Consider the following 23,368-nt stretch of genomic DNA (forward strand, 5'->3'; position numbering starts at 1 on the left):
GGTCGCGCACCGGACGGCTGCGCGCGGCCGCGGAGGACCGGTCGTGTGCCGGGCGGCGCAGGGCTACTCGCCGAGGATCTGGTCGCGCACCTTGCGGCGCAGCACCTTGCCGATCATCGAGCGCGGCAGGTCCTCGACGACGACGATCCGCCGCGGCACCTTGTAGGCGGCCAGGTGGTCGCGCGACCACGTCCGGAGCGCGTCGCCGTCGAAGGTCTTCGGATCCTTCGGCACGACCGCGGCGACGACCTGCTCGTTCCCGGCCTGGGTGATGCCGACGACGGCGACCTCGCGGACGCTGGGGTGCTTCAGGAGGGCGTCCTCGACCTCGGACGGCGACACGTTGAAGCCGCCCGTGATGATGAGCTCCTTGAGCCGGTCGACGATCTTGACGTACCCGTCGGCGTCGATCGAGACGATGTCGCCGGTGCGGAACCACCCGTCCGGGGTGAACACCTCGTCGGTCGCCTCGGCCTTGCCCCAGTAGCCGCGGAAGACCTGGGGGCCGCGGACCTGCAGCTCACCGGCCTCGTCGGTGCCGAGCACCTTCGACGAGTCGTCCGGGTCGACGACCCGCGCCTCGGTCGAGGACAGCGGCAGGCCGATCGCGCCGAGCCGACGGGCCGGGGAGACCGGGTTCGCCATCAGCACGGGGGAGCACTCGGACAGCCCGTAGCCCTCGACCAGGTAGCCGCCGGTCCGGGCCTCCCACGGCTCGACGACGTCCTGCGACAGCGGCATGGCGCCGGAGATGCCGATCTCGATGCCCTCGAGGGAGACCTTCGCCGAGTCCGCGGCGTGCTGCAACCGGGTGTAGATCGGCGGGACGGCCGGGAGGAACGTCGGCGGGTGCTTCTTCATCGCCCGGAGGACGAGCGCCGGGTCGAACGCCGGGAAGAGCACGAGGCGGGACGCCATGCTCATCGCGAAGGTCAGGCAGAGCGTGAGGCCGTACGCGTGGAACATCGGCAGGACCGCGTAGACGACGTTGTCGCCACGGCGGATCTGCGGCACCCACAGCCGGGCCTGGGTCGCGTTCGCCAGCAGGTTGCGGTGGCTCAGCACGGCACCCTTCGGGACACCGGTCGTGCCCGAGGTGTACTGGATCAGGGCGACGTCGTCGGTCCCCGGGCGCGGGTGCCGCTTCGAGAGCTTCCGGCTCGACGCCAGGTCGTCCCACTTCGTCGTGCCACGGACCTTCGTCGTCAGCTTCGCGCGGGACTCGCGGGCCTTCGCGACCGGCAGTGCGAGGGCGACGCGGGTGGCACGGGGCATGGCCCGGGTGAGGTCGACGGACACGATCGCGTCGAGCTTCACGTCGGCGGGGAAGTCCTGCAGCGTCGCGACGGACTTGTCCCAGACGACGGCGACCCGTGCGCCGTGGTCCTCGAACTGGTGGCGGAGCTCGCGCGGCGTGTACAGCGGGTTGTGCTCGACCACGATCGCACCGAGCCGGAGCACCGCGTAGAAGGCCACCACGTGCTGGGGGCAGTTCGGCAGGACGATGGCCACCCGGTCCCCGGCGGTGACGCCGAGCTTGCGCAGCCCGTTCGCCGCACGGTCGATCTGCTCCTGGAGTTCGGCGTAGGTGGTGGTCCGCCCGAAGAACTCGAGGGCGACCTGCTTCGGGAAGCGCCGCGCGGACTCCTCCACGATGTCGGCGAGGGAGCCGGTGGGCTCCTCGATGTCGTGCGGGACCCCCGGGGCGTACGAGGCAAGCCAGGGACGAGGCGTGTCGATGCTCACGCGGTCCAACCTAGCGGGCCGGCCCCGGAGCGCCTGGGAGGTGCGCGCGGTGCGCGCGGCCGGCACCTGCGCGCGCTCCGCGCGGACGTCCCGTGCGCGCGGTCCGCCCGGCCCACTGTCAGGGGCGCGACGGACGATGGCCGCATGCCCTCCGTCGCCGACGCCTTCCGTTCCCGCCTCAACGACACGTTCACCGGTGGTGCCACGGAGCGGCCGGCCTGGATCGACGAGCTCGAGCAGGGCAGCGACGCCGGGTTCTTCGGTCCCGGCTCCGCGACCTGGTCCGTGCACGGCGGCAAGCAGACGATCCTCGCCGGCGTCCGCGCACTGCTCGTCCAGGCCCTGCACCCGGGGGCGCTCGCCGGTGTCGCCGACCACTCCCGCTACCGCGACGACCCCTTCGGCCGTCTGGCCGGCACGATCCGCTGGATCTACACGGTGTCCCACGGTGACACCGCCGCCGCGACGAACGCGAGCAACTGGGTGCGACGGCTCCACGAGCGGGTCCGTGGCGAGTACGTCGACGGGCACGGCGTCACCCGGCCGTACGCGGCGAACGACCCCGACCTCGCACGGTGGGTGCACCTCGCGTTCACCGACGCGTTCCTGCGGAGTGCCCAGCTCTGGGGCGAGCCCATCCCGGGCGGCCCCGACGCCTACGTGCGCGAGTGGGCGATCGCCGGCCGGCTCATGGGCGTCGAGGACGCACCGGAGTCCGACGCCGAGCTCCGGGCGCAGATGAACGGGTACCTCGACCGCGGCGAGCTCGTCGCGAACGCCCGTACCCACGAGGTCGTGCGCTTCATCAAGGACCCGCCCCTCGCCCGGCTGCTCCGACCCGGGTACCGGGCGCTGTTCGACGGCGCGGTCGCGTCCCTCGACCAGCGGCACCGGTCCATGCTCGGGTTGCGGACGCCGGCCGTCGGCCCGGTGGAGTTCCCGGTGCGCCGGACCGCGGGCGTCGTGCTCGACGGCATCGGTGCCGTGCTCGGCCACCAGACCGGGACCGAGCGCGCGGCGCTCGTGCGCATCGCGCGGCTCCGGCGCGAGCAGGACGAGGCGGACGCAGCCGCCGGGGTGGACGCGACCGGCGGGGTCGACGCGAGCGACGGGGTGGACGCGACCGTCTGACGCCTCCAGGCCGTGGGTGGCCGGGGTCGGCGGGACGCGCCGCGCCTTCAGACCGCGGGTGGCCGCGTCGGGTCGCGCCGCGACCAGATCGCGGGTGGCCGCGTCGACGGGATGCGCGCCGCGACCACCCGCCGTCTCAGAAGCCGGACGGCGTCCGCGGCGTGTACGCGGACTCGAGCGAGGCGACCTCGTCGTCCGAGAGCGTCAGCGAAGCGGCGGCCACCGCGTCGTCGACGTGGTGCGCCTTCGTCGCGCCGATGATGGGCGCGCTCACCGCGTCCTTCGCCATGACCCAGGCGAGGGCGACCTGCGCCATGCTCACGCCGTGGGTCTCGGCGACCTGCTGCACCGTCTCGACGATCGTGCGGTTCGCGTCCTCGTCCTGGCGGTAGAGGGTCTTGCCGAACGCGTCCGCGTCCGATCGCGGGCCGGAGCCGCTCGCGTCCCACGGACGGGTCAGCTTGCCGCGGGCGAGGGGGCTCCACGGGATCACCCCGACGCCGGTGTGGGCACAGAAGGGGTGCATCTCGCGCTCCTCCTCGCGTTCGAGCAGGTTGTACTGGTCCTGCATGCTGACGAACCGGGTCCAGCCGTGCAGCTCGGCGACGTGCTGCATCTCGGCGAACTGCCACGCCCACATGCTGCTCGCGCCGATGTACCGGGCCTTGCCGGACTTGACCACGTCGTGCAGGGCCTCCATCGTCTCCTCGACGGGGGTGTGCGGGTCGAAGCGGTGGATCTGGTACAGGTCGACGTAGTCCGTGCCGAGCCGGGTCAGCGAGGCGTCGATCTCGTGCATGATCGCCGCGCGGGACAGCCCGGCGCCGTTGCGGCCCGGGCGCATCCGGTTGAAGACCTTCGTGAAGACCTGCACGTCCTCGCGCGGGGCGAGCTCCTTCAGGAGTGTGCCGGTGATCTCCTCCGAGCTACCGTCCGAGTACACGTTGGCGGTGTCGAACGTGGTGATGCCGGCCTCGTGGGCACGCCGCACGATCGGACGAGCGTCGTCGATGCCGACGCTCCAGCTCTGCGAGCCGCGCTCCGGTTCGCCGTAGGACATCATCCCGAGGACGACGTCGCTGATCTCGAGGCCGGTGGCGCCGAGTCGGGTGGTCCCGCTCAGGGGGGTCTTCTCGTGCTCGCTCATGCTGCCACTGTGGCATCGCGGCCTGTGACGGCGAGCAGGCGGACCTGGAGCGGGGCATCACCGCCCACGTCGACGGGCGCGGCGTACAGCCCGGTGGTCGCGAGGTCCTCGATCTGCGGCTCGAAGTACTCCCACACGGCCTGGACGAGCTCGTCGGGCAGCGTCTCGTCGGTGCCGGTCGCCCGGGCGAGGTCCCACGTGTGGATCGTGATGTCGCTGGTCTGCTCGGTGAGGTACTGCGCGGCAGGGACGACGTCCGTGGCGAGGTGCACGGGCGTGTCGGCGGGCGCGTTCCGCCACGCCACGGTCGCCGCTCCCGCGAACTTCGCCCACTCGGCCGGGAGGTCGTCGCCGATCTCCTCGAGGTCCGCCTCCGCCTGGGCGTACTCGCACCCGGTCAGCAGCTTCGGGATCCAGCGTTGCTCGTCGACCACGTGGCGGACGAGGTCGCGGGTCGTCCACTCGGAGTCCGGGGTGGAGGCGTCCCAGTCCGTCACGGCGGCGACGCGGCGGCCGAACTCGGCTGCGGCGAGGGCCTGCAGCGCGATCCAGTCGGTGGCCATGGTGGTGCTCCTCTTCGTCGGGGTCGGCGGGTGGGGGTGGTGGGGGTCGGGGTGTGGGGTCGGCGTGCGGGGTCGTGGGGGTCGTTGGGGTCGTGCTCGCCTGCAACCGGGAGGGTTGCGTGCGGATTCCCGTGGGGTGGGGCTGCGGTCGGCGCGGGCGGGGTGGCGGTGAGCGTGGTGGGCGGGGTGGCCGGGGGTGCTGGTGGGCGGGGCGTTGGTCGTCCGTCGGCAACGCTACGCCCGCCCAGGTGCCGCGAGCGGCGAGCGGCGAGCGGCGAGCGGCGAGCGGCGAGCGGGCGCAAGCACGTGGTGCGCCCTGGACCGGCCGCGCCTTTTCACCCGCTCACGGCGAGCGGGCGGAAGCGCGTGGTCGTTCGAGGGCGCACCACGGCGCGTTTTCGCCCCGTGGGCCGAGCGGGCGGAACCGCGTGGTGCACTCGGCGGGTGACGGCGCATTTTCGCCCGGTCGATCGAGCGGGCGGAATCGCGCGGTGAACTGGCGAACGCCCGCAGTCTTTCGCCCGTTCGCGCGGGCCGGAGTGACCGCCGCCGTGACCGCCCGGGGCAGCGGGTGTGTGTGCGTCCGTGAGCGGGCGGATCGCCACCGTGCGTTCGGAGATCGACCGCGCATCTCCGCCCGCTCACCGTGACGTGGTGAGACGCGCGGCGACCGCGGTGCCACCACAGGCCGCGACACACCCACGGACCGCGAGGCAGCCGCCGACCGCGGCCCTGCCGACGACCGCGACGCAGCGACCGGTCGAGACGCAGCCTCCAACCGCGACCGCGCCACCGTCCGCACTGGACCTGATGGCACCGGCGACCGGACGGGTCCGCACGTGCGGGCGTCATCGCCCTCGCCGGGAACGACGAACGCCCCGGCTCCAGGGGGAGGAGTCGGGGCGTTCGTCTCGTGTTCGGGTCGTGCTGTTCGGTGCCCTCAGCAGGGCGACGAGTCCGTGGGGACTCAGGCCGCCTGGAGGACGAACTGGACGTCGAGGTTGATCGTGACGTCGTTGCCCAGGGTGAAGCCACCGGCCTCGAGCGCCGCGTTCCAGTTCACGCCGAACTCGGTGCGGTCGATCTTGGTCGTCGCCTCGGCGCCGAGCTTGACCTGGCCGTAGCCGTCGGTGGTGACGCCGCCGAACTCGGTCTTCAGGGTGACGTTCTTGGTGACACCGCGGAGCGAGAGCTCGCCGTCGATGAGCATGTCGTCGCCGTCCTCGCGGATGCCCGTCGAGCGGAACGTCATGTGCGGGTGCTCCTCGGTGAGGAAGAAGTCACCGGTCGCGAGGTGCTGGTCGCGCTGCGGCTGGTTGGTGTTGATGCTGGAGACGTCGATCGAGGCCTCGAGGGTGGTGTCGAGCGGGTTCTCAGCGGTCACGAGCGTGGCGTCGAACTGCTCGAACTTGCCCTTGACCTTGCTGATCGCGAGGTGGCGGACCGAGAAGCTGACCTCGGAGTGGGTCGGGTCGAGCTTCCAGGTGCCGGTCTGGTAGCCGGGGATGGCGGAGGCGGTGAGCGTCATGATGTCCTTCTTCCGAACGGGAGTCTTGTGCGACGCGGACGAACCGGAGCCCCGATCCATGCGCCCGCATCGAAGTTGATGCTACGCCAGTGTGCACCCTTTTGGTTGAAGCGTCAACCATTGTTCACCGGAGCGTCGTCACGCGCGTGTCGTGTCGTCTCTCGACACCGACCTCCAACAGCCGTCGGACCCGCCGGAGGAACTGGCCCGGGTCGCGGCCCACGTCGTCCGCGGTGACCCGGACGAGCCACCAGTCGACGTCCTTCAGGAGCTCGCCCCGGGTGAGGTCCTTCTTGAACGTCGCCGGGTCGGTGCGGTGGAGATCGCTCTCGTACTCGATGGCCACCCGGGACTCGGGGTACGCGAGGTCGACGCAGGCGATCCAGCGCCCGTCGACGACGACGTCGTGGTTCAGCTCCGGCTCGGGGAGGCCGCCGCGGACGAGCGCCAGACGCGTCCTGGTCTCGCCGGGGGAGCGCGAGCCGGTGCGGATCTCCTCGAGGGCGGCTCGGAGCTTCACGACGCCACGACACCCACGACGCCGACGGACGGCCACGACGAGCTCGTCGAGGCTGACCCAGCCGAGCGTGCCGACCAGGGCGTCCCCGGCGATGACGAGCTCGTCGAGCGACAGGACGGTCCCGAGCGCGACGAAGGTGCTCGCAGGGTCCGTGATCGGAACGCCACGGGACACGGTCATCCGCACGCTCCCGTACTTCGCGCGGTGCCCCACCGATCCGTCCACACGGAGCGCCTGGTCCGTGCCGATGGTCGTGACGTGCAGACGGAGGTCGCGCTCGACCCGCCGGGGGAGCGGGACGCCCAGGATCGCAGCTGCGGTGACGTGACTGAACGCCTGGTCCGCACGCAGCCGCGGAGCCAGGGCTCGCGCGCGTTCCTCGACGGTGCGCGGGTCGTTCGCCGAGCGGATGCCGTGGAACGGTCGGAAGAGGTCGCGGGCGTCCAGCCGGCCGCGGGACACCCCGCGGCGGAGGGCGTCGCGGACCCGGAAGGAGCAGTCCCGCAGGACCAGCGGGAGTCGACGTCTGGCGGTCATCGCCACATGCTCCAGCGGCGCGGACCTGTCGGAGGCGCGTCGCGCCTCCAGTGTGGATGACGGGAGGCGCGGCTTGTCTGTGGAGGAGAGCGCGCCCGGTCGAGTGGGCGGGAACGAGCCGTGTCCCGCTTCGGCGACGCACCGTTCCCGCCCGCTCGGCGGTCAGGGCGCCGGCAGACCGGCGGTCCGGGCGCCGGGAAGGCGAGGAGCAGGGCGCCAGCAAGGCGGCGGACAGAGCGCCAGCAGGGCGACGGACATGGCGACGGTCTGAACGCCGGTCAGGGCGGGCGAACCGGGCGCCGGAAAGGGCGGGGCAGGGCCGCCGACGGGGCGACGGACGACAGGGCGCCGACAGAGCGGCGGAGCAGGCGGCCGTCCGGGCGCCGCCGCCGCTGCGCGGCCGGCGCGCGTTCTCCACAGGTACTCGCGCGGCCCCTCACGGCGGTCGGAAGCCCGGTAGCGTCGACACCATGGAATTCAGGTACCTGGGCAACTCCGGACTCAAGATCTCCGAGATCACCTACGGCAACTGGCTGACGCACGGCTCGCAGGTCGAGAACGACGTCGCCACCCAGTGCGTGCGGGCAGCGCTCGACGCCGGCATCACCACGTTCGACACCGCGGACACGTACGCCAACACCGCCGCCGAGACCGTCCTCGGCGAGGCGCTCAAGGGCGAGCGGCGTCAGTCGCTGGAGATCTTCACGAAGGTCTACTGGCCGACCGGGCCGAAGGGGCACAACGACGTCGGCCTCAGCCGCAAGCACATCATGGAGTCGATCAACGGCTCGCTCGAGCGTCTGCAGACCGACTACGTCGACCTCTACCAGGCGCACCGCTACGACTACGAGACCCCTCTCGAAGAGACGATGCAGGCCTTCGCGGACGTCGTCCGTCAGGGCAAGGCGCTGTACATCGGCGTCAGCGAGTGGAACGCCGAGCAGATCCGTGCGGGCGCTGCCCTCGCGAAGGAGCTCGGCTTCCAGCTCATCTCGAACCAGCCGCAGTACTCGATGCTGTGGCGGGTCATCGAGGGCGAGGTCGTCCCTGCCTCGAAGCAGCTCGGCCTCTCGCAGATCGTCTGGTCGCCGATCGCGCAGGGTGTCCTCACGGGCAAGTACAAGCCGGGTCAGCCGCTGCCCGAGGGCTCGCGCGCCACGGACGAGAAGGGCGGCGCGGACATGATCAAGCGGTTCATGCGCGACGAGGTCCTCGAGGCCGTGCAACGCCTGCAGCCCGTGGCCGACCAGGCCGGTCTCACCCTCGCGCAGCTCGCGATCGCGTGGACCCTGCAGAACGAGAACGTCGCGAGTGCGATCGTCGGCGCGTCGCGTCCTGAGCAGGTCACGGACAACGTGAAGGCGGCGGGCGTCACGCTCGACGCCGATGCGCTCGCCGCCATCGACCAGGCGCTGGGGGACATCCCCGAGCGCGACGCGTCGAAGAACGTCAGCCCGGCGTCGCGCCCCGCGTAGACGCGCGTCCCTTCCCAACCCGGAGGCGCGGTGCCAGCTGGCACCGCGCCTCCGGTGCGTCCGGCTGCGGGGCGCACACGCCCCGCGGTTCGCCGCCAGCCGTGCCGGGCGCACGTCGCGCCTCTCACCTGACGGATCGTCAAGATGAACGGCATGTGTCGCGCATCTGGCAGGTCCCTGGCAACCCGTGTACCCCTCCCAAACCACCTCCGGAAGTCCCCCGAATCGGGGGCATGACCTCGACCGATACCCCCGTTGTGGTGTCAGCCACCGGCTCGGTGCCATCCGTGCGCCCCGGTGCGTTCCCGCGTCTGCTGAACCTGGCACGTCAGCTCGCGACCTTCGGCACGATCGGCGCCGTCTGCTTCGTCATCGACCTGGGGGTCTACAACCTCCTGCGCGCCACGGTGATGCCGGACGGGCCCATCGCGGCCAAGATCGTCTCCGCCCTCGTGTCGACCGCCATCGCGTGGATCGGGAACCGGTTCATCACGTTCCGCTCGGAACGTCGGACCGGCGGCCGCGCGACGCTGCGCGAGGGTCTCCTCTTCGCCGCCACCAACCTCGTCGGGCTCGGCATCGCCGCGGCCTGCCTCTACGTCTCGCACTACCTCCTCGGGTTCACCTCCACCCTCGCCGACAACGTCGCCGGCAACGGGGTGGGTCTCGTCCTCGGCACCGCGTTCCGGTTCGCCGCGTACAAGGCCCTCGTCTTCCGTTCCACCGACGCTCGTCGCACGAAGGAGCTCGCAGCATGACCATCTTGACCACGTTGACGGTCGCGGCAGGACCCCTGTTGCAACCGAACGACCCGTCCGGCACGTCGGGGAACGTGCCGAACCGGGGCACCACCGACGTCCCGACAGGAGGCTCGGGGCAGGGACCGCAGACCGTCTGGTCGTTGGGAGAGTGGATCGGGTACTCCGCCCTCATCGCCATCTCCGTGCTGCTCACCCTGGTCGCGCTCTCCACCCTCTGGTGGATGCTGCACGCCTGGCGCTCGCGCGACGCGCTCAAGGCGACGAGCTTCAGCACCACGCCGCGTCCCGCGGCGCACCGCTTCACCCTCCTGGTGCCGGGTCGGCACGAGGAGGACGTGATGGGCCAGACGCTGGACATGCTCGCCACGCAGGACCACCCCGACTTCGAGATCATCGCGATCGTCGGCGAGGACGACCCCGGCACCGACCGGGTGGTCCGTGAGGCCGCCGCGCGGCACCCCGGGCTCATCAAGGTCGTCGTCGACGACACGCTGCCCAAGAACAAGCCGAAGGCGATGAACCTGGCGCTGCAGTACGCAACGGGCGACGTCGTGGGCGTGTTCGACGCCGAGGACGAGGTGTACCCGCACCTGCTCACCCTGGTGGACTCGCGCTTCCAGGAGACCGGGGCGGACGTCGTGCAGGGCGGTGTGCAGCTCATGAACTTCAAGTCCAGCTGGTGGTCGCTCCGCAACGTGCTCGAGTACTACTTCTGGTTCCGCTCGCGGCTGCACTTCCACGCCGAGTCGAAGTTCATCCCGCTCGGCGGCAACACCGTCTTCGTGACGAAGGAGCGTCTGGACTGGTCGAACGGTTGGGACGCGCACTGCCTCGCCGAGGACTGCGAGCTCGGCGTCCGACTCTCCGCCGACGGCGCGAAGGTCGTCGTGGCCTACAGCCCCGAGGCCGTCACCCGTGAGGAGACGCCGCCGACGTTCGCGTCACTGCTCAAGCAGCGCACACGCTGGAACCAGGGGTTCCTGCAGGTGCTCGGCAAGGGGGAGTGGAAGCAGCTGCCGACGCTGAAGCAGCGCTTCTTCGCCCGGTACCTGCTGACGATGCCGTTCATCCAGGCAGCGACCGGTCTGCTCATCCCGCTCAGCGTCATCATGATCGCGTTCGTGAAGGTCCCGACGGCCATCGCGCTGATCTCGTTCATCCCGCTGGCCCCGACCCTGATGCTGCTGGCGGTGGAGATCGCCGGCCTCGGCGAGTTCGGCCGCCTCTACAAGGAGAAGGTCCGGATCCGCGACTACGTGAAGCTCGTCCTCGGTCTGGTGCCCTACCAGGTGTTCCTCGCCGCGGCGGCCGTCCGAGCCGTCATCCGTCACGCGCGGAAGCAGAACGGGTGGGAGAAGACCGAACACACCGGGCAGCACCGCAACGCCCAGCAGCAGCCCGAGGTGGTGGGCTTCCCGTCCGCCGTCACCGAACCCGAGCCGGCCTTCGCCGGTGCATCCGCAGGAGGTGAACGATGACCGCCAGCATGACCAACACGACCGGCATCCCGATCCGGGGCACGACGGCCTCGAGCGGGGTCGGAGCATGGTTCGCCGTGCACGCCAGGAGCCTCGCGTGGGTGCTCCCCGTCGTCGCCGTCGCCGCCCTCGTGCAGGCGTGGAACATGGGCGGGACCCCGCAGCGCATCGACGACGAGGGCACCTACACCGCACAGGCGTGGGCGATCACGCACCTCGGTGAGCTCACCCACTACACGTACTGGTACGACCACCCGCCCCTCGGTTGGATCCAGATCGCCGGCTACACCTCGCTGACCGGCGCGTTCGCCCGCTACCCGTTCGCCGTCGAGGCGGCGCGAGAAGCGATGGTGTTCTTCGCCGCGGTCTCCGCCGTGCTGGTGTTCGTGCTCGGTCGTCGGCTCGCGATGTCCCGTCCGGCCAGCGCCGTCGCCGTCCTCGTGTTCGGCCTCTCGCCGCTCGCGCTGCAGTACCACCGCACCGTCTACATCGACAACGTCGCGACACCGTGGCTCCTCGCCGCGTTCGTCCTCGTCCTGAGTCGTCGCCAGCAGCTCGCCGGATTCGTCGGCGCGGCCGCGTGCCTCGGCATCGCCGTGCTCAGCAAGGAGACGTACCTGCTGGCGCTGCCCTTCCTCATCTGGATGGCGGTGCGGCGTGCGGACCCGAGCACTCGCCGCTACACGTTGAGCGTGGCCGGTGCCGTGCTCGCGGTCATCGGTGGCGGGTACATCCTGCTCGCAGCGGTGAAGGGCGAGCTCCTGCCGAGCGCCGGCAAGGTCAGCCTGCTCGAGGGCATCACCTACCAGCTCGGCAGCCGCCAGGCCAGTGGGTCGCTCTTCACGGGCGGCAGCCTGGCGAACGAGGCCGCATCGCAGTGGTGGGCGCTCGACCCCGTGTTCATCGTGCTCGGCTCGGCGGCCGCGGTCGTCGGACTCTTCCTGCGTCGGGTCCGCCCGATCGCGGCGATGCTCGTCTTCCTGCTCGCGTTCATGTTCCGTCCGAACGGCTACCTGCCGGTGCCGTACGTCATCATGCTCGTCCCGTTCGCAGCGCTCCTCGTCGCCTTCGTGGCCGAGCGTGCCGTGCTCGCGGTGTCCGGCAGGACCGCGTTCCGTCCGCGGGACCGCGTGCGCGGCGCCTCGCGTCGGGTGCTCGGTGGTGCCTGGGCGCTCGTGACGGCCGCCGCGCTGGTGGTCGCTGTGCCGCTCTGGGGGTCGCAGCTCCGCGGGTTCCTCATCACGGACCTCGACAAGCCGATGGCCCAGGCCGAGGACTGGATCGGCGCCAACGTCGACAAGAGCTCCCGGATGCTGGTCGACGACGCCATGTGGGTCGACCTCGTCAACGACGGCTTCGCCCGGAACAACGTGGTCTGGTACTACAAGCTCGACACCGACGGAGCCGTGGAGCGTCAGTCGCCGAACGGGTGGAAGGACTCCGACTACGTCGTGACGACCGACTCCATGCGCACCGGTGGGAACTCGTCGCCGGACGTCCGTGAGGCGATCGCGAACTCCACGAGCGTCGCGTCGTTCGGTACCGGCAACCAGGAGGTCGACGTCCGCCAGATCAACTCGGAGGGCCAGGCCGCCGCGCAGCGGGCCATCACCCGTGCGGCCGACCAGCGCAAGACCCTCGGGACGCAGCTGGCGGACAACCCGGCACTGGGCGCCGACTCCGGGACGCGGTCGCAGTTCCGTGCGGGCCAGGTGGACTCGCGGGCGATGATCGCCCTCGGGCAGGTCCTGGCCGACCGTTCGATCCGCGTCGACCGGTTCACCCCGCTCAGTGGCGAGGACGGCCAGACCTTCCGACGCGTGGTCATGCACGCGGCGAGCGCCGCGGACGCGAAGCGCATCGAGGCGACGCTGGACGCCGTGTCGAGCACGTTCCGGCCGGCTTCGGTCGAGCGGGACGGCAGCAGGCTGACGGCGGTCTTCCCGACGAGTGACCCGACGAGCGCTGCGGTCACCTCGTGACGTCCCCGGGGCGGGACCACGGGGTGGTCCCGCCCGGCGCGAGCGGGCGGAAACGCGGGGTCGCCGCCGACAGCACCGCGCGGAACCGCCCGCTCGCCCAGGCGCACACCGACACCAGCTCGGGAGGGGCCACCCGCCCCGGCGCGAGCGGGCGGAAACGTGGGGTCGCCGCCGACGGCACCGCGCGGAACCGCCCGCTCGCCGAGACGAGCACCCGCCCGAGCCCCGGACCCAGCCCGAGCACCAGCACCAGCACCGGCACCACCAGCACCGCACCGACCCGAAGGAGCAGCACCATGACCGCACCAGCACGCACCTCCCGACGCCGCGTCGCCGCCGTCGGCGCCCTCGGCGCAGCACTCGTCGCCGCGACCGTCGGCCTCGCCGCACCGCAGTCCGCGAGCGCCGCCACCGACGACGGCTGGCTCCGCGTCGGCCACCTGTCCCCGGACACGAAGGGCGTCGACGTCGAGCTGTCGAGCCTCTCCGGCGGCAAGAAGGTCTTCGAGCTCGACGACGTGACGTACGGCCAGGTGAGCAAGTACACCGAGCTCGCAGCCGGCACGTACGTCCTGTCGATGCGCGCGGCCGACGCCCCGGACTCGACGCCCGTGATCTCCACCGACGTCACGGTCCGGGGTGGCAACGCCAGCACCGTCGTCGCCTACGGCAAGAACTCGGGCCTCAAGACGGCGGCGTTCAGCGACGACCTGCAGCAGCCGGGCGACGGCAAGGCCAAGCTCCGCCTCGTCCAGGCCGCGACCACGGCGAAGAAGGTGGACGTCGCCACCTCGGACGGCACCGCGATCGCCTCCGACGCAGCCTTCGGCACGGCGACCAAGTACGCCACCGTCGACGCCGGCAAGTGGGACCTCGACCTGTCCGGTGGCGGCCAGCGCGGCACCGCGGACGTCGACCTCGCCGGCAACACGGTGTCGACGCTGTTCGTCCTCGACGACAGCAAGGGCGACCTGACGGTCGTGCCGGTCACGGACGCGGCCGCCACGGCAGCCACCCCGAAGGGCGGCGTGCAGACGGGTGGCGGTGGCACCGCCGCCGACCGCCCCGCCACGGACGCGTACCACGCGGCCATCCGGGCGATCCGCGCACTCTTCTCCTGATCAGACGGGAGGCCCGGCGCACGTCCGCCGATCCGCGGACGCGATCCGGGCCTCCCGTCCACCGCCCCCCCAGCAGGAAGCAGGCCGTATGACCCGCAGGAACTGGATCCCCATCACCGCAGCAGCGGTCGCCGCCGTGCTGGTGGCCGGAGGCATCGCCGTCGCCGCCGTGCACCCGTGGTCGGCCGCCGAGCCGGACGCCGGAGGCGTCGCGACCCCGACCTCGACCACCGCGCCGAGCGGGACGCGCTCCGCCGCCCAGTTGCGCACCGACTTCCTCGACCGCTACGTCCGGGACGGCCGTGTCGTCCGCACCGACCAGGGCGGTGACACCGTCAGCGAGGGGCAGGCCTACGGGCTGCTCATCGCCTACGCGGCCGGTGACCGCGAACGCTTCGGCGAGATCTGGACGTGGACGAAGCGGCACCTCCTGACGGACGACTCGCTCCTCGCATGGCGGTGGACGAAGGAGGACGGCGTGGCGGACGAGCAGTCCGCGAGCGACGCCGACCTCGACGCCGCACGAGCGCTCGTGCTCGCCGGCGCGGAGTGGGACGACGACCGGTACACCACGGCCGGCAAGACCATGGCCGGGGCGGTGCTCGACCACGAGACCGCGACGACCGACCTCGGGCGGATCCTGCTGCCCGGCCCGTGGGCGGACTCGGAGCCGTACCGGTACGACGCGTCGTACGCGTCGCCCGCCGCCTACCGCGTGCTCGCCCGTGCGACGGGCGACGACCGCTGGAAGGAACTCGAGGCGGGTTCCAGCGCCGTGACCGCCGCGGTGCTCGACAAGACGGACCTGCCGAGCGACTGGTCGCAGGTGCACGCCGACGGCAGCGTCGACCCGATGCCCGCCTCCGGCAGTGACGCGCGGGTGCTCTACGGGTACGACGCCATGCGGATGCCGCTCCGGTACGCCGAGGCGTGCAGCGCCCCCGACCGCGCGCTCGCGGCCTCGATCGCTCCGACCCTGCGCCGGACGACCCAGCTCGCCGCGCAGCTCGACCTCGGCGGGACCGCCGTGACGGGTGACCGCAGCGCGCTGGCCTACACCGCACGTGCCGCTGCGGAGCAGGCCGCCGGGTCGTCACGCGCCGCGGGGGAGGACCTCCGCCGCGCCGACCGGACCGCTGCGACGACGCCGACCTACTACGGCGACGCCTGGGCGGCGCTCGGCACGACGATGCTGACCTCCGACGTGCTCGGCGGCTGTGCGACCGCGGCGGGAGGGCAGTCGTGACCGGCGGGCGGCGACGCGCCGAGCGTACGGCGACCGGGAGCTCCCTCGCCGAGCGGCTGCGCCGGCGGTGGGTCGTGGTCGCCGCGGCGGCGGCCGTGGTGGTCGCCGGCGGGACCGTCGCGGGCGTCGCGGTCGCGGCCGGTGACGGTGACGGCGGCCCACGCCCGTCGACGGCGTCCAGCGCGCCGGCGTCGAGGAGTACCGACGGGTCCTCGTCCGCGGCGTCCGGGTCCGACCGGGACATCGCGGGCTTCCAGGACCCCGCCGCGCCGGCCCGGGCGTCCGACGCCACACCGACCCGCGTGCGCATCCCCGCGATCGGCGTCGACGCCTCCCTCGAGGACCTGCACCGCGGATCCGCCGGCGAGCTCGACCCGCCGAAGGGGTGGGACGACGCGGGCTGGTTCAGTGACGGGATCGTCCCCGGCGAGGTCGGTCCGGCCGTCATCGCCGGACACGTCGACAGCCCGACGAGCGCCGCCGTCTTCTTCAAGCTCGACGAGCTCGTGCCCGGCGACCAGATCCACGTCGCCATGTCCGACGGCACCACCCGCACCTTCACGGTGGACCGCTCGGAGCGGGCCGCGAAGTCGGCGTTCCCCACGAGCGACGTCTACGGCACCGCACCCACACCGCAACTGCGTCTGATCACCTGCGACGGCACGTTCGACACCGCCACCGGGCACTACACGGACAATCTGATCGTCTTCGCAGACCTCTCCGCGGAGTGACGCAGCTGCTGACCGATATCTTCGATGTCAAGCGCAAGGAGCACCATGAGCACGACCCTGGTCATCATCCCGACCTACGACGAGGCGGAGAACGTCCGTCCGATCGTCGAGCGCACGCTCGCCGCCACCGACGACTCCGTGCACGTGCTCGTGGTCGACGACAACTCCCCGGACGGCACCGGCGACATCGCCGACGCCATCGCCCGTGAGACCGACCGGGTGCACGTCATGCACCGCACGGTGAAGGACGGCCTGGGCGGGGCGTACCTCGCCGGGTTCGCCTGGGGCCTCGAGCACGGCTACGACAAGCTCGTCGAGATGGACGCGGACGGCTCGCACCACCCGGAGTACCTCCCGTGGATGCTCGAGCTGGCGGACACCAACGACCTCGTCCTCGGTTCCCGCTGGATCAAGGGCGGCGAGGTGGAGAACTGGCCCTGGTACCGCGAGGCGCTCTCGCGCGGAGGCAACCTCTACACGCGGCTCGCCCTCGGCATCGCCGTGCGTGACGCGACGGGCGGCTTCCGCGTCTTCACGTCGCGGGCGTTCGAGCGGATCGACCTCGCCGGCGTCGCATCGAAGGGGTACTGCTTCCAGGTGGACCTCTGTTGGCGCGCCCTCGAGGCCGGCCTCCGCGTGGTCGAGACCCCGATCACCTTCACCGAGCGGGAGTTCGGCGTCTCGAAGATGAGCGGGAACATCGTCCGCGAGAGCCTGACGCTCGTCACGAAGTGGGGCATCGACCGCCGCATCCGCGAGGCCCGTTCCCTCGTGAAGGACCACCGTCGCCTGCCGTCGGTGCGCGCGAACGCGCACGCGGTCGGCGACCACGCCGTCTGACGACGGACCCCCGGACGGACAGGAGGCACGTGGCGGGTCCGCCACGTGCCTCCTGTCCGTTCCGGGTCGGAGCCGTCGGTCAGCGCAGGACGACGACGCCGCGGCCGGAGAAGCGCACGGCCTCGTCGGTGACCTCGGCCTCACCGAAGCGGTAGAGCTCCTCGCCGGTCGCGCCGGGGACGGGGACCTCGACGGCGTCGTCGCGGAGGTTCACCACGACGTGCACCGGGGCGGTGTCCGGCCCGAGCAGACCGCGGGTCAGGACCAGCCAGCGCTGGTCCTCGTCGAACCGGACCGCGTTCGCCTCGTAGCGCGGGTCGACGAAGGCCTGATCGGTGCGCCGGAGGGCCACGAGCACCCGGTAGGCGCGCAGGATCCGTGCGCCGCGGTCGGACTCCACGTCGGACCAGTCGAGCTTCGAGTTCGTGAACGTCGACGGGTCCTGCGGGTCCGGCACGGTGGACTCGTCCCAGCCGTGCTCGGCGAACTCCTTGATCCGGCCCTCGGCGGTGACCTTGCCGAGTTCCGGTTCGGGGTGCGAGGTGAAGAACTGCCACGGCGTGGTCGCGGCGAACTCCTCGCCCATGAAGAGCATCGGCGTGAACGGGCCGAGGAGCGTCAGGGCCGCGGCGATGACGAGGCCCTCGTCGGACACGGTCGCGGCGAGGCGGTCGCCGGCCGCGCGGTTGCCGATCTGGTCGTGGTTCTGGTTCGCGACCACGAGGGCGGTCGCGGGTGAGGTCCCACGATCGATGGGCCGTCCGTGCCGCTTGCGGCGGAACGACGACCACGTGCCGTCGTGGAAGAACCCGCGCTCGAGGACCTTGGCCAACGCCGACAGCGGTTCGAAGTCGGCGTAGTACCCGTTCGTCTCGCCCGTGACGGCGACGTGCACGGCGTGGTGGAAGTCGTCCGACCACTGTCCGGCGAGCCCGTAGCCGGAGGCCTCCTGCGGACGGAACATGACCGGGTCGTTCAGGTCGGACTCGGCGACGAGCGACAGCGGACGTCCGACGAACGCCGAGAACGCGTCGGTCTCCGACGCCATGTCCTGCAGCACGTGCGGCCGCGAGGTGTCGCGGATCGCGTGCACGGCGTCGAGGCGGAGCCCGTCCACGTGGTGGTCCCGGAACCACATCCGGACGTTGTCCAGGACGTAGCGACGGACTTCCGGCTCCTCGACGTTGACCGAGTCGCCCCACGTGTTCGCCAGGCCCTGCACGAGGTACGGCCCGTACAGCGGGAGGTAGTTGCCGCTCGGACCGAGGTGGTTGTAGACGACGTCCTGGATGACGCCGAGTCCGAGCGCGTGCGCCCGGTCGACGAACCGGTCGTAGGCGTCCGGGCCGCCGTACGGGGCGTGCACCGCGTACCACGCGACGCCGTCGTAGCCCCAGTTCCACTCGCCGTTCACCCCGTTGACGGGCAGGAGCTCCACGAACTCCACGCCCAGTTCGACGAGGTGCTCGAGCTTCGCGGCCGCCGCGTCGAGCGTGCCCTCGGGCGTGTAGGTGCCGACGTGCATCTCGTAGATCACGCCGCCGCGGGCCGGGCGTCCGGTCCAGGCGTCGTCGGTCCACGAGAACCGGGCCGGGTCGACCACCTCGGACGGGCCGTGCACGCCCTCCGGCTGGTAGCGGCTGCGCGGGTCGGGCCGCACGGCGTCGTCGTCGTCGATGCGGAAGCCGTACCGGGCGCCGACGTGGGGGAGGACCGCGTCGGTCGTCCACCAGTCGTCGTCACCGCGGGTCAGCGGGTACTCGGTGCCGTCGACGACGAGACGGACCCGCTCGGGAGCGGGCGCCCAGACGCCGTAGCGGTCGGGAACGGTCATGCGTGACCCTCCAGGATGTCGATCTCGGCTTGCGCGTCGGTCTCGGTGGCGTCGGACCCCGTGGCGGGGTCGGCAGGGGTGGTGCGGGCGTCGTCGACGGCTGCGGTCCCGTGGTCGGTCGGTTCGACGACGTGCGCCGGCACGAGCAGGGCCACCGGGTAGTCCGCGAGGAGCTCGGACAGCGGGATGCCGCGGGCGGCGGTGAACCGCCGACCGGTGAGCAGGTCGACCCGGTCGAGCGGGACGGGGTGCACCAGGGTGTCACCCCATCCACCGACCCGGCGCAGGCCGATCGGCAGTCGGGTCGCGACGGTCACGGCGCCGCCGCGGTCGAACGCCAGGACGTGGTCCGCGGCGCTGCCGGTGGCCTCGAGTGCGAGGTACCGGGTGAAGAGCTCCGGGTGGTCGCGGCGGACGCGGAGGGCGCGACTCGTCACGAGGAGCTTGGCGGCGCCGTCGAGCCCGACGGCGGGCAACTGCTCCGGTCCGTCGTCGTCGGGGCCGTCGAGTTCGGCGAGGACGTGCCGGCGCTCGGTGTAGTCCACCGGTCGGCGGTTGTCCGGGTCGACCAGGGAACGGTCCCAGAACTCGGTGCCCTGGTAGACGTCGGGCACGCCGGGGGCCGTGAGCTGCACGAGCTTCTGCGCGAGACCGTTCGACCATCCCGCGGCGTCGATGCGCTCGTCGAGGGCGTCCAGGACGGCGACCACGGCGGGCTCGTCGAAGGCGGCGTCGACGAGCGCGTGCATGCGGCGCTCGAAGTCCTCGTCGGGTTCTGTCCACGTCGTGCTGTTCCCGGCTTCGCGCGAGGCCTTCTCGGCGTAGGCGTGCAGGCGTTCGCGGCTGGCCGGGCGTGCGCCGACGATCGCCTGCCACAGGAGGTCGGCGAGCACCGCGTCCTCGAGCGGGACCAGCGACTGCAGCCGCTCGAGCGCCGACGACCACTCGTGGCCGGTCTCGGCGAGCACGGCGATCCGGGCGCGGGTGTCCTCGCTGCGCTTCGTGTCGTGCGTCGTCAGCGTCGTCATCGTGTGCGGCCAGCTGCCGAGCCGGTCGCGCTGTGCCTGGTGGAAGTCGCCCACCGACACGGCGAAGATGCTGGGGTCGCCACCGACCTCGCTGAGGTTCGTGAGCCTGGAGGTCCGGTAGAACGCGGTGTCCTCGACGCCCTTCGCCATCACCATGCCGCTCGTCTGCTGCAGGCGGACCGCCGCGGCGGACGACGGGTCGACGAGTGCCGGGGCGATCCGGTCGATCACGTCGTCGAGGTCCGGGCGGGCCGCGGCAGCGCCCTCGAGGGCGGCGATGAGGTCGTGGGCGCCCTCGGGCAGGTACGTCCGGTAGACGTCGAACGAGGCGACGATCTCGGCCACCGCGTCGACGACCCGCTCGTGCGGCAGGCCGTCGGCGACCGGGCGGAGCAGTCGCGCGAGCCGCTGGACCTCGCTGCCGAGGATCCCGTCGGCGATGCCGCGGCGGGTGTCGTGGGTGAGCTGCTTCCAGTCGGTCGGCTCGGCTCCGGACGCGGCCGTCAGCGTGTCCTCGCCGGCGGGGTCGACGAACACCCGGTCGAGCAACCCGAGGGCGTCGTACCCGGTGGTGCCGTCGACGGGCCAGCTCGAGGGCAGTTCCTCGCCCGGCTCGAGGATCTTCTCGACGAGGGTGTACGCGCCGCCGGTGAGCCCGGCGAGGTCCTGCAGGTAGCCGGCGGGGTCGTACAGGCCGTCCGGGTGGTCGATGCGGAGTCCGTCCACGAGGCCGTCGCGGAACCAGCCACCGATCGTGGCGTGGGAGGCCGCGAAGACCTCGGGCTCCTCGACGCGGATGGCGGCGAGGGTGTTCACCGCGAAGAACCGGCGGTAGTTCAGCTCGTGGTCCGCACGCTTCCAGTGCACGAACTCGTAGTGCTGCCGTGCGTGGACCGTCTCGACCGAGTCGCCGTCGTGCACCGTGTCGGGTGCGGTCGGGTAGGCGGTCTCGCCGACGAACAGCCGGCCGTCCCGCAGTTCGACGGCGTCGAGCAGCCGGTCGTCGAGCACGGGCACGCGGATCCTGCCGTCGCCGGCCTCCCAGTCGACGTCGAACGCCCACGCGACGGGGGAACCCTGCCCGTGCTCGAGCAGCGACCACCACCAGGGGTTCGCTTCGGGGGTGGCGACGCCCACGTGGTTCGGCACGACGTCGACGAGCACGCCGAGACCTGCGGCGTGTGCCGCCTCGGCGAGGGCACGGAGGCCTTCGTCGCCGCCGCGGTCGGTGTCGACGTGCGTGTGGTCGACGACGTCGTAGCCGTGCTGGGAGCCGGGCTCGGCCTGCAGCACGGGCGACAGGTACAGCCAGTCCGCGCCGAGGTCGCGGACGTAGTCGACGACGTCCTTCGCGGCGGTCAGGTCGAAGTCGGACGTGACCTGCAGGCGGTACGTCGACGTGGGGATGCGCTTCGTGCTCATCACTCGTTCTCTGCGGTGTCGGACGGCGCGGTGGCACCGGCGGGGTTGGTGGGGGTCACGGCATCCTGCGGGTGGGCGGGGTCCACCGGTGCGTCGGTCTCGACCGGGGTGGTGGTGACCTCGTGGTCGGGCTCGGCGCGGAGCACGATCATCGACCGCGCGGGGACGTCGAGCGGGGTCCCGGCGTCGAGCACGGCGTCGCGGGCTCCCGGCTCGGCAGTGTCGATCCGGACGGTCCACCCGGGGGAGTACTCCTCGGGCGGCAGGGTGAAGGTGACGGTGTCGTCGTGCGCGTTGAAGTAGGTGATGAACGCGACGTCGGTGACCCGCTCGCCTCGGGCGTCGCGGCCGCGGATGCCGTTGCCGTTGAGGTACATGCCGACGCTCTTGCCGAACCCGGAGTCCCAGTCCTCGGGCTCCATCGCGTCGCCGGACGGCGTGAGCCACACCACGTCCGGCAGCGGCTCGTCCTGCCCGCGGCGGACCGGCCGCCCGTTGAAGTACCGGGTGCGTCGGAACGTCGGGTGGTCGTGCCGGAGCTTCACGAGGTCGGCGGTGAACTGGATGAGTTCGTCGTCGGCGGCGTCCCAGTCGATCCAGCTGATCGCGGAGTCCTGCGCGTACACGTTGTTGTTGCCCGACTGCGTGCGCCCCAGCTCGTCGCCGTGCGCGATCATCGGCACGCCCTGGCTGAGCAGCAGCGTCGCCAGGAAGTTCCGTCGCCGCTGGAGACGGAGTGCGTTCACGGACTCGTCGTCGGTCGGGCCCTCGACGCCGGAGTTCCAGGACCGGTTGTGGCTCTCGCCGTCGTTGTTGTCCTCGCCGTTGGCCTCGTTGTGCTTCTCGTTGTAGGCGACGAGGTCGTACAGCGTGAAGCCGTCGTGCGCGGTGATGAAGTTGATGCTCGCCTTGGGCGTGCGGCCGTCGTGCTCGTAGAGGTCGGCCGAGCCGGAGATCCGGGAGGCGAACTCGCCGAGCGTCGAGGACTCACCGCGCCAGAAGTCACGGACGGTGTCGCGGTACTTGCCGTTCCACTCCGACCACTGCGGCGGGAAGTTGCCGACCTGGTAGCCGCCGGGGCCGACGTCCCACGGCTCGGCGATGAGCTTCACCTGCGACACGATCGGGTCCTGCTGGACGAGCTCGAAGAACGCCGACAGCCGGTCGACCTCGTAGAACTCGCGGGCCAGCGCGGCGGCCAGGTCGAAGCGGAAGCCGTCCACGTGCATCTCGGTCACCCAGTAGCGGAGCGAGTCCATGATGAGCTGCAGCGAGTGCGGGTGTCCGACGTTGAGCGAGTTGCCGGTGCCGGTGGTGTCCATGTAGTACCGCTTGTCGTCGTCGACCAGGCGGTAGTAGGCGGCGTTGTCGATGCCGCGGAAGGACAGGGTCGGCCCGAGGTGGTTGCCCTCGGCCGTGTGGTTGTAGACGACGTCGAGGACGACCTCGATGCCGGCGCGGTGGAGCTCGCGGACCATCGCCTTGAACTCCTGCACCTGCTGCCCGCGGTCCCCGGAGGACGAGTAGTGCGAGTGCGGCGCGAAGAACCCGATGGTGTTGTAGCCCCAGTAGTTCGACAGCCCCTTCTCCTGCAGCGTGGAGTCGTTGACGAACTGGTGCACGGGCATGAGCTCGAGCGTCGTGACACCGAGGCGCTTGAGGTGCTCGATGACCGCCGGGTGCGCGACGCCGGCGTAGGTGCCGCGCTGGTCCTCGGGCACGTCGGGGTGCGTCTCGGTGAGGCCCTTGACGTGGGCTTCGTAGATCACGGTCTCGCCGTACGGGATGCGCGGCGGCCGGTCGCCCTGCCAGTCGAAGAAGGGGTTGATCACGACCCCCTTCATCATGTGCGACGCGGAGTCCTGGTCGTCCGTCGAGTCGGGGTCGCCGAACGTGTACGAGAAGAGCGCCTGGTCCCAGTCGATGTCACCGCTCGTCGCCTTGGCGTACGGGTCGAGCAGCAGCTTCGCGGGGTTCGCGCGGAGCCCGTTCGCCGGGTCGTAGTCCGCGTGCACGCGGAAGCCGTACTGCTGGCCGGGGCCGACGTTCGGGAGGTACGCGTGCCAGACGTAGGCGTCGACCTCGAGCAGGGGGACGCAGGTCTCGTTGCCGTCGTCGTCGAACAGACAGAGTTCGACGCGCTCGGCGACCTCGCTGAAGAGGGCGAAGTTCGTGCCGCTCCCGTCGTAGGTCGCCCCGAGCGGGTACGGGTTGCCGGGCCAGGTGTGCAAGCAGTCCTCCAGTGGTGGGTTTCGCCAACATATCGGTGGGTGCCCTC

Annotated in this window: 18 protein-coding genes; 9 read left to right on the top strand and 9 right to left on the bottom strand. The window is 71.6% G+C overall.

Annotated features, from left to right (window positions below):
- Nucleotides 1-63 precede the first annotated feature (63 nt).
- A complete protein-coding gene (locus tag AAEP86_RS08905) occupies nucleotides 64-1,746 on the bottom strand; it encodes a long-chain-fatty-acid--CoA ligase (protein ID WP_420370184.1) in 1,683 nt (560 codons plus the stop codon).
- 144 nt (nucleotides 1,747-1,890) lie between these two features.
- Here AAEP86_RS08905 and AAEP86_RS08910 point away from each other — a divergent pair, with 144 nt between their 5' ends.
- Complete coding sequence (locus AAEP86_RS08910) at nucleotides 1,891-2,877, top strand: oxygenase MpaB family protein (protein ID WP_420370185.1); 987 nt, start codon at nucleotides 1,891-1,893, stop codon at nucleotides 2,875-2,877.
- Between the two features lie 136 nt (nucleotides 2,878-3,013).
- Here the strand turns inward: AAEP86_RS08910 and AAEP86_RS08915 are convergent, their stop codons facing one another.
- The 4 genes from AAEP86_RS08915 to AAEP86_RS08930 all read right to left on the bottom strand — a co-directional run bounded on the left by AAEP86_RS08915 (nucleotide 3,014) and on the right by AAEP86_RS08930 (nucleotide 7,172).
- Nucleotides 3,014-4,024, bottom strand: coding sequence for an aldo/keto reductase (locus tag AAEP86_RS08915; RefSeq protein ID WP_420370186.1), 1,011 nt, complete (start codon nucleotides 4,022-4,024; stop codon nucleotides 3,014-3,016).
- Entirely contained in the window at nucleotides 4,021-4,587 is a 567-nt protein-coding gene (locus AAEP86_RS08920) for a TIGR03086 family metal-binding protein (protein WP_420370187.1), read from the bottom strand. Before AAEP86_RS08920 ends, AAEP86_RS08915 begins: the two co-directional genes overlap by 4 nt.
- Before the next feature lie 967 nt (nucleotides 4,588-5,554).
- Nucleotides 5,555-6,115, bottom strand: a complete 561-nt coding sequence (locus AAEP86_RS08925; RefSeq protein ID WP_420370188.1) for a YceI family protein — start codon at nucleotides 6,113-6,115, stop codon at nucleotides 5,555-5,557.
- Nucleotides 6,116-6,239: 124 nt separating this feature from the next.
- Nucleotides 6,240-7,172 carry a hypothetical protein gene (locus AAEP86_RS08930; RefSeq protein ID WP_420370189.1) on the bottom strand — a complete coding sequence of 311 codons (933 nt, stop codon included), beginning with the start codon at nucleotides 7,170-7,172 and terminating at the stop codon, nucleotides 6,240-6,242.
- Nucleotides 7,173-7,642: 470 nt separating this feature from the next.
- Here AAEP86_RS08930 and AAEP86_RS08935 point away from each other — a divergent pair, with 470 nt between their 5' ends.
- The 4 genes from AAEP86_RS08935 to AAEP86_RS08950 all read left to right on the top strand — a co-directional run bounded on the left by AAEP86_RS08935 (nucleotide 7,643) and on the right by AAEP86_RS08950 (nucleotide 12,868).
- Nucleotides 7,643-8,647, top strand: coding sequence for an aldo/keto reductase family protein (locus AAEP86_RS08935; protein ID WP_420370190.1), 1,005 nt, complete (start codon nucleotides 7,643-7,645; stop codon nucleotides 8,645-8,647).
- A gap of 233 nt (nucleotides 8,648-8,880) precedes the next feature.
- The gene (locus tag AAEP86_RS08940) at nucleotides 8,881-9,405 is read left to right on the top strand and encodes a GtrA family protein (RefSeq protein ID WP_420370191.1); all 525 of its coding nucleotides are present in this window, start codon (nucleotides 8,881-8,883) and stop codon (nucleotides 9,403-9,405) included.
- A complete protein-coding gene (locus AAEP86_RS08945) occupies nucleotides 9,402-10,886 on the top strand; it encodes a glycosyltransferase (RefSeq protein WP_420370192.1) in 1,485 nt (494 codons plus the stop codon). Before AAEP86_RS08940 ends, AAEP86_RS08945 begins: the two co-directional genes overlap by 4 nt.
- An 8-nt stretch (nucleotides 10,887-10,894) precedes the next feature.
- Nucleotides 10,895-12,868, top strand: coding sequence for an ArnT family glycosyltransferase (locus tag AAEP86_RS08950; RefSeq protein WP_420370193.1), 1,974 nt, complete (start codon nucleotides 10,895-10,897; stop codon nucleotides 12,866-12,868).
- On the opposite strand, the gene AAEP86_RS08955 is transcribed toward AAEP86_RS08950, so the two are convergent.
- Nucleotides 12,858-13,166 (bottom strand): hypothetical protein, encoded by a 309-nt coding sequence (locus tag AAEP86_RS08955; RefSeq protein WP_420370194.1) that lies wholly within the window; start codon nucleotides 13,164-13,166, stop codon nucleotides 12,858-12,860. The genes AAEP86_RS08950 and AAEP86_RS08955 overlap by 11 nt on opposite strands.
- On the opposite strand from AAEP86_RS08955, the gene AAEP86_RS08960 reads away from it, so the two are divergent.
- The 4 genes from AAEP86_RS08960 (at nucleotide 13,165) to AAEP86_RS08975 (ending at nucleotide 16,806) form a co-directional block, all read left to right on the top strand.
- A complete protein-coding gene (locus AAEP86_RS08960) occupies nucleotides 13,165-13,989 on the top strand; it encodes a DUF4397 domain-containing protein (RefSeq protein WP_420370195.1) in 825 nt (274 codons plus the stop codon). The genes AAEP86_RS08955 and AAEP86_RS08960 overlap by 2 nt on opposite strands.
- An 88-nt stretch (nucleotides 13,990-14,077) precedes the next feature.
- Nucleotides 14,078-15,235, top strand: coding sequence for a glycosyl hydrolase family 8 (locus AAEP86_RS08965; RefSeq protein WP_420370196.1), 1,158 nt, complete (start codon nucleotides 14,078-14,080; stop codon nucleotides 15,233-15,235).
- The gene (locus AAEP86_RS08970) at nucleotides 15,232-15,966 is read left to right on the top strand and encodes a class F sortase (protein ID WP_420370197.1); all 735 of its coding nucleotides are present in this window, start codon (nucleotides 15,232-15,234) and stop codon (nucleotides 15,964-15,966) included. The genes AAEP86_RS08965 and AAEP86_RS08970 overlap by 4 nt, the downstream gene beginning before the upstream one ends.
- Nucleotides 15,967-16,011: 45 nt before the next feature.
- On the top strand, nucleotides 16,012-16,806 hold the full coding sequence (locus AAEP86_RS08975; protein ID WP_420370198.1) for a polyprenol monophosphomannose synthase: 795 nt from the start codon (nucleotides 16,012-16,014) through the stop codon (nucleotides 16,804-16,806).
- Between the two features lie 79 nt (nucleotides 16,807-16,885).
- On the opposite strand, the gene treZ is transcribed toward AAEP86_RS08975, so the two are convergent.
- From treZ to glgX, 3 genes are read right to left on the bottom strand one after another with little or no spacing between them, the layout of a single operon-like run.
- Nucleotides 16,886-18,640, bottom strand: coding sequence for a malto-oligosyltrehalose trehalohydrolase (gene treZ / locus AAEP86_RS08980; RefSeq protein ID WP_420370199.1), 1,755 nt, complete (start codon nucleotides 18,638-18,640; stop codon nucleotides 16,886-16,888).
- Nucleotides 18,637-21,090, bottom strand: coding sequence for a malto-oligosyltrehalose synthase (gene treY / locus AAEP86_RS08985; RefSeq protein ID WP_420370200.1), 2,454 nt, complete (start codon nucleotides 21,088-21,090; stop codon nucleotides 18,637-18,639). The genes treZ and treY overlap by 4 nt, the downstream gene beginning before the upstream one ends.
- On the bottom strand, nucleotides 21,090-23,321 hold the full coding sequence (glgX, locus tag AAEP86_RS08990) for a glycogen debranching protein GlgX (protein WP_420370201.1): 2,232 nt from the start codon (nucleotides 23,319-23,321) through the stop codon (nucleotides 21,090-21,092). The genes treY and glgX overlap by 1 nt, the downstream gene beginning before the upstream one ends.
- Nucleotides 23,322-23,368: the final 47 nt, after the last annotated feature.

Source organism: Curtobacterium sp. L1-20 (assembly GCF_048755855.1).
Taxonomy (GTDB): Bacteria; Actinomycetota; Actinomycetes; order Actinomycetales; family Microbacteriaceae; genus Curtobacterium.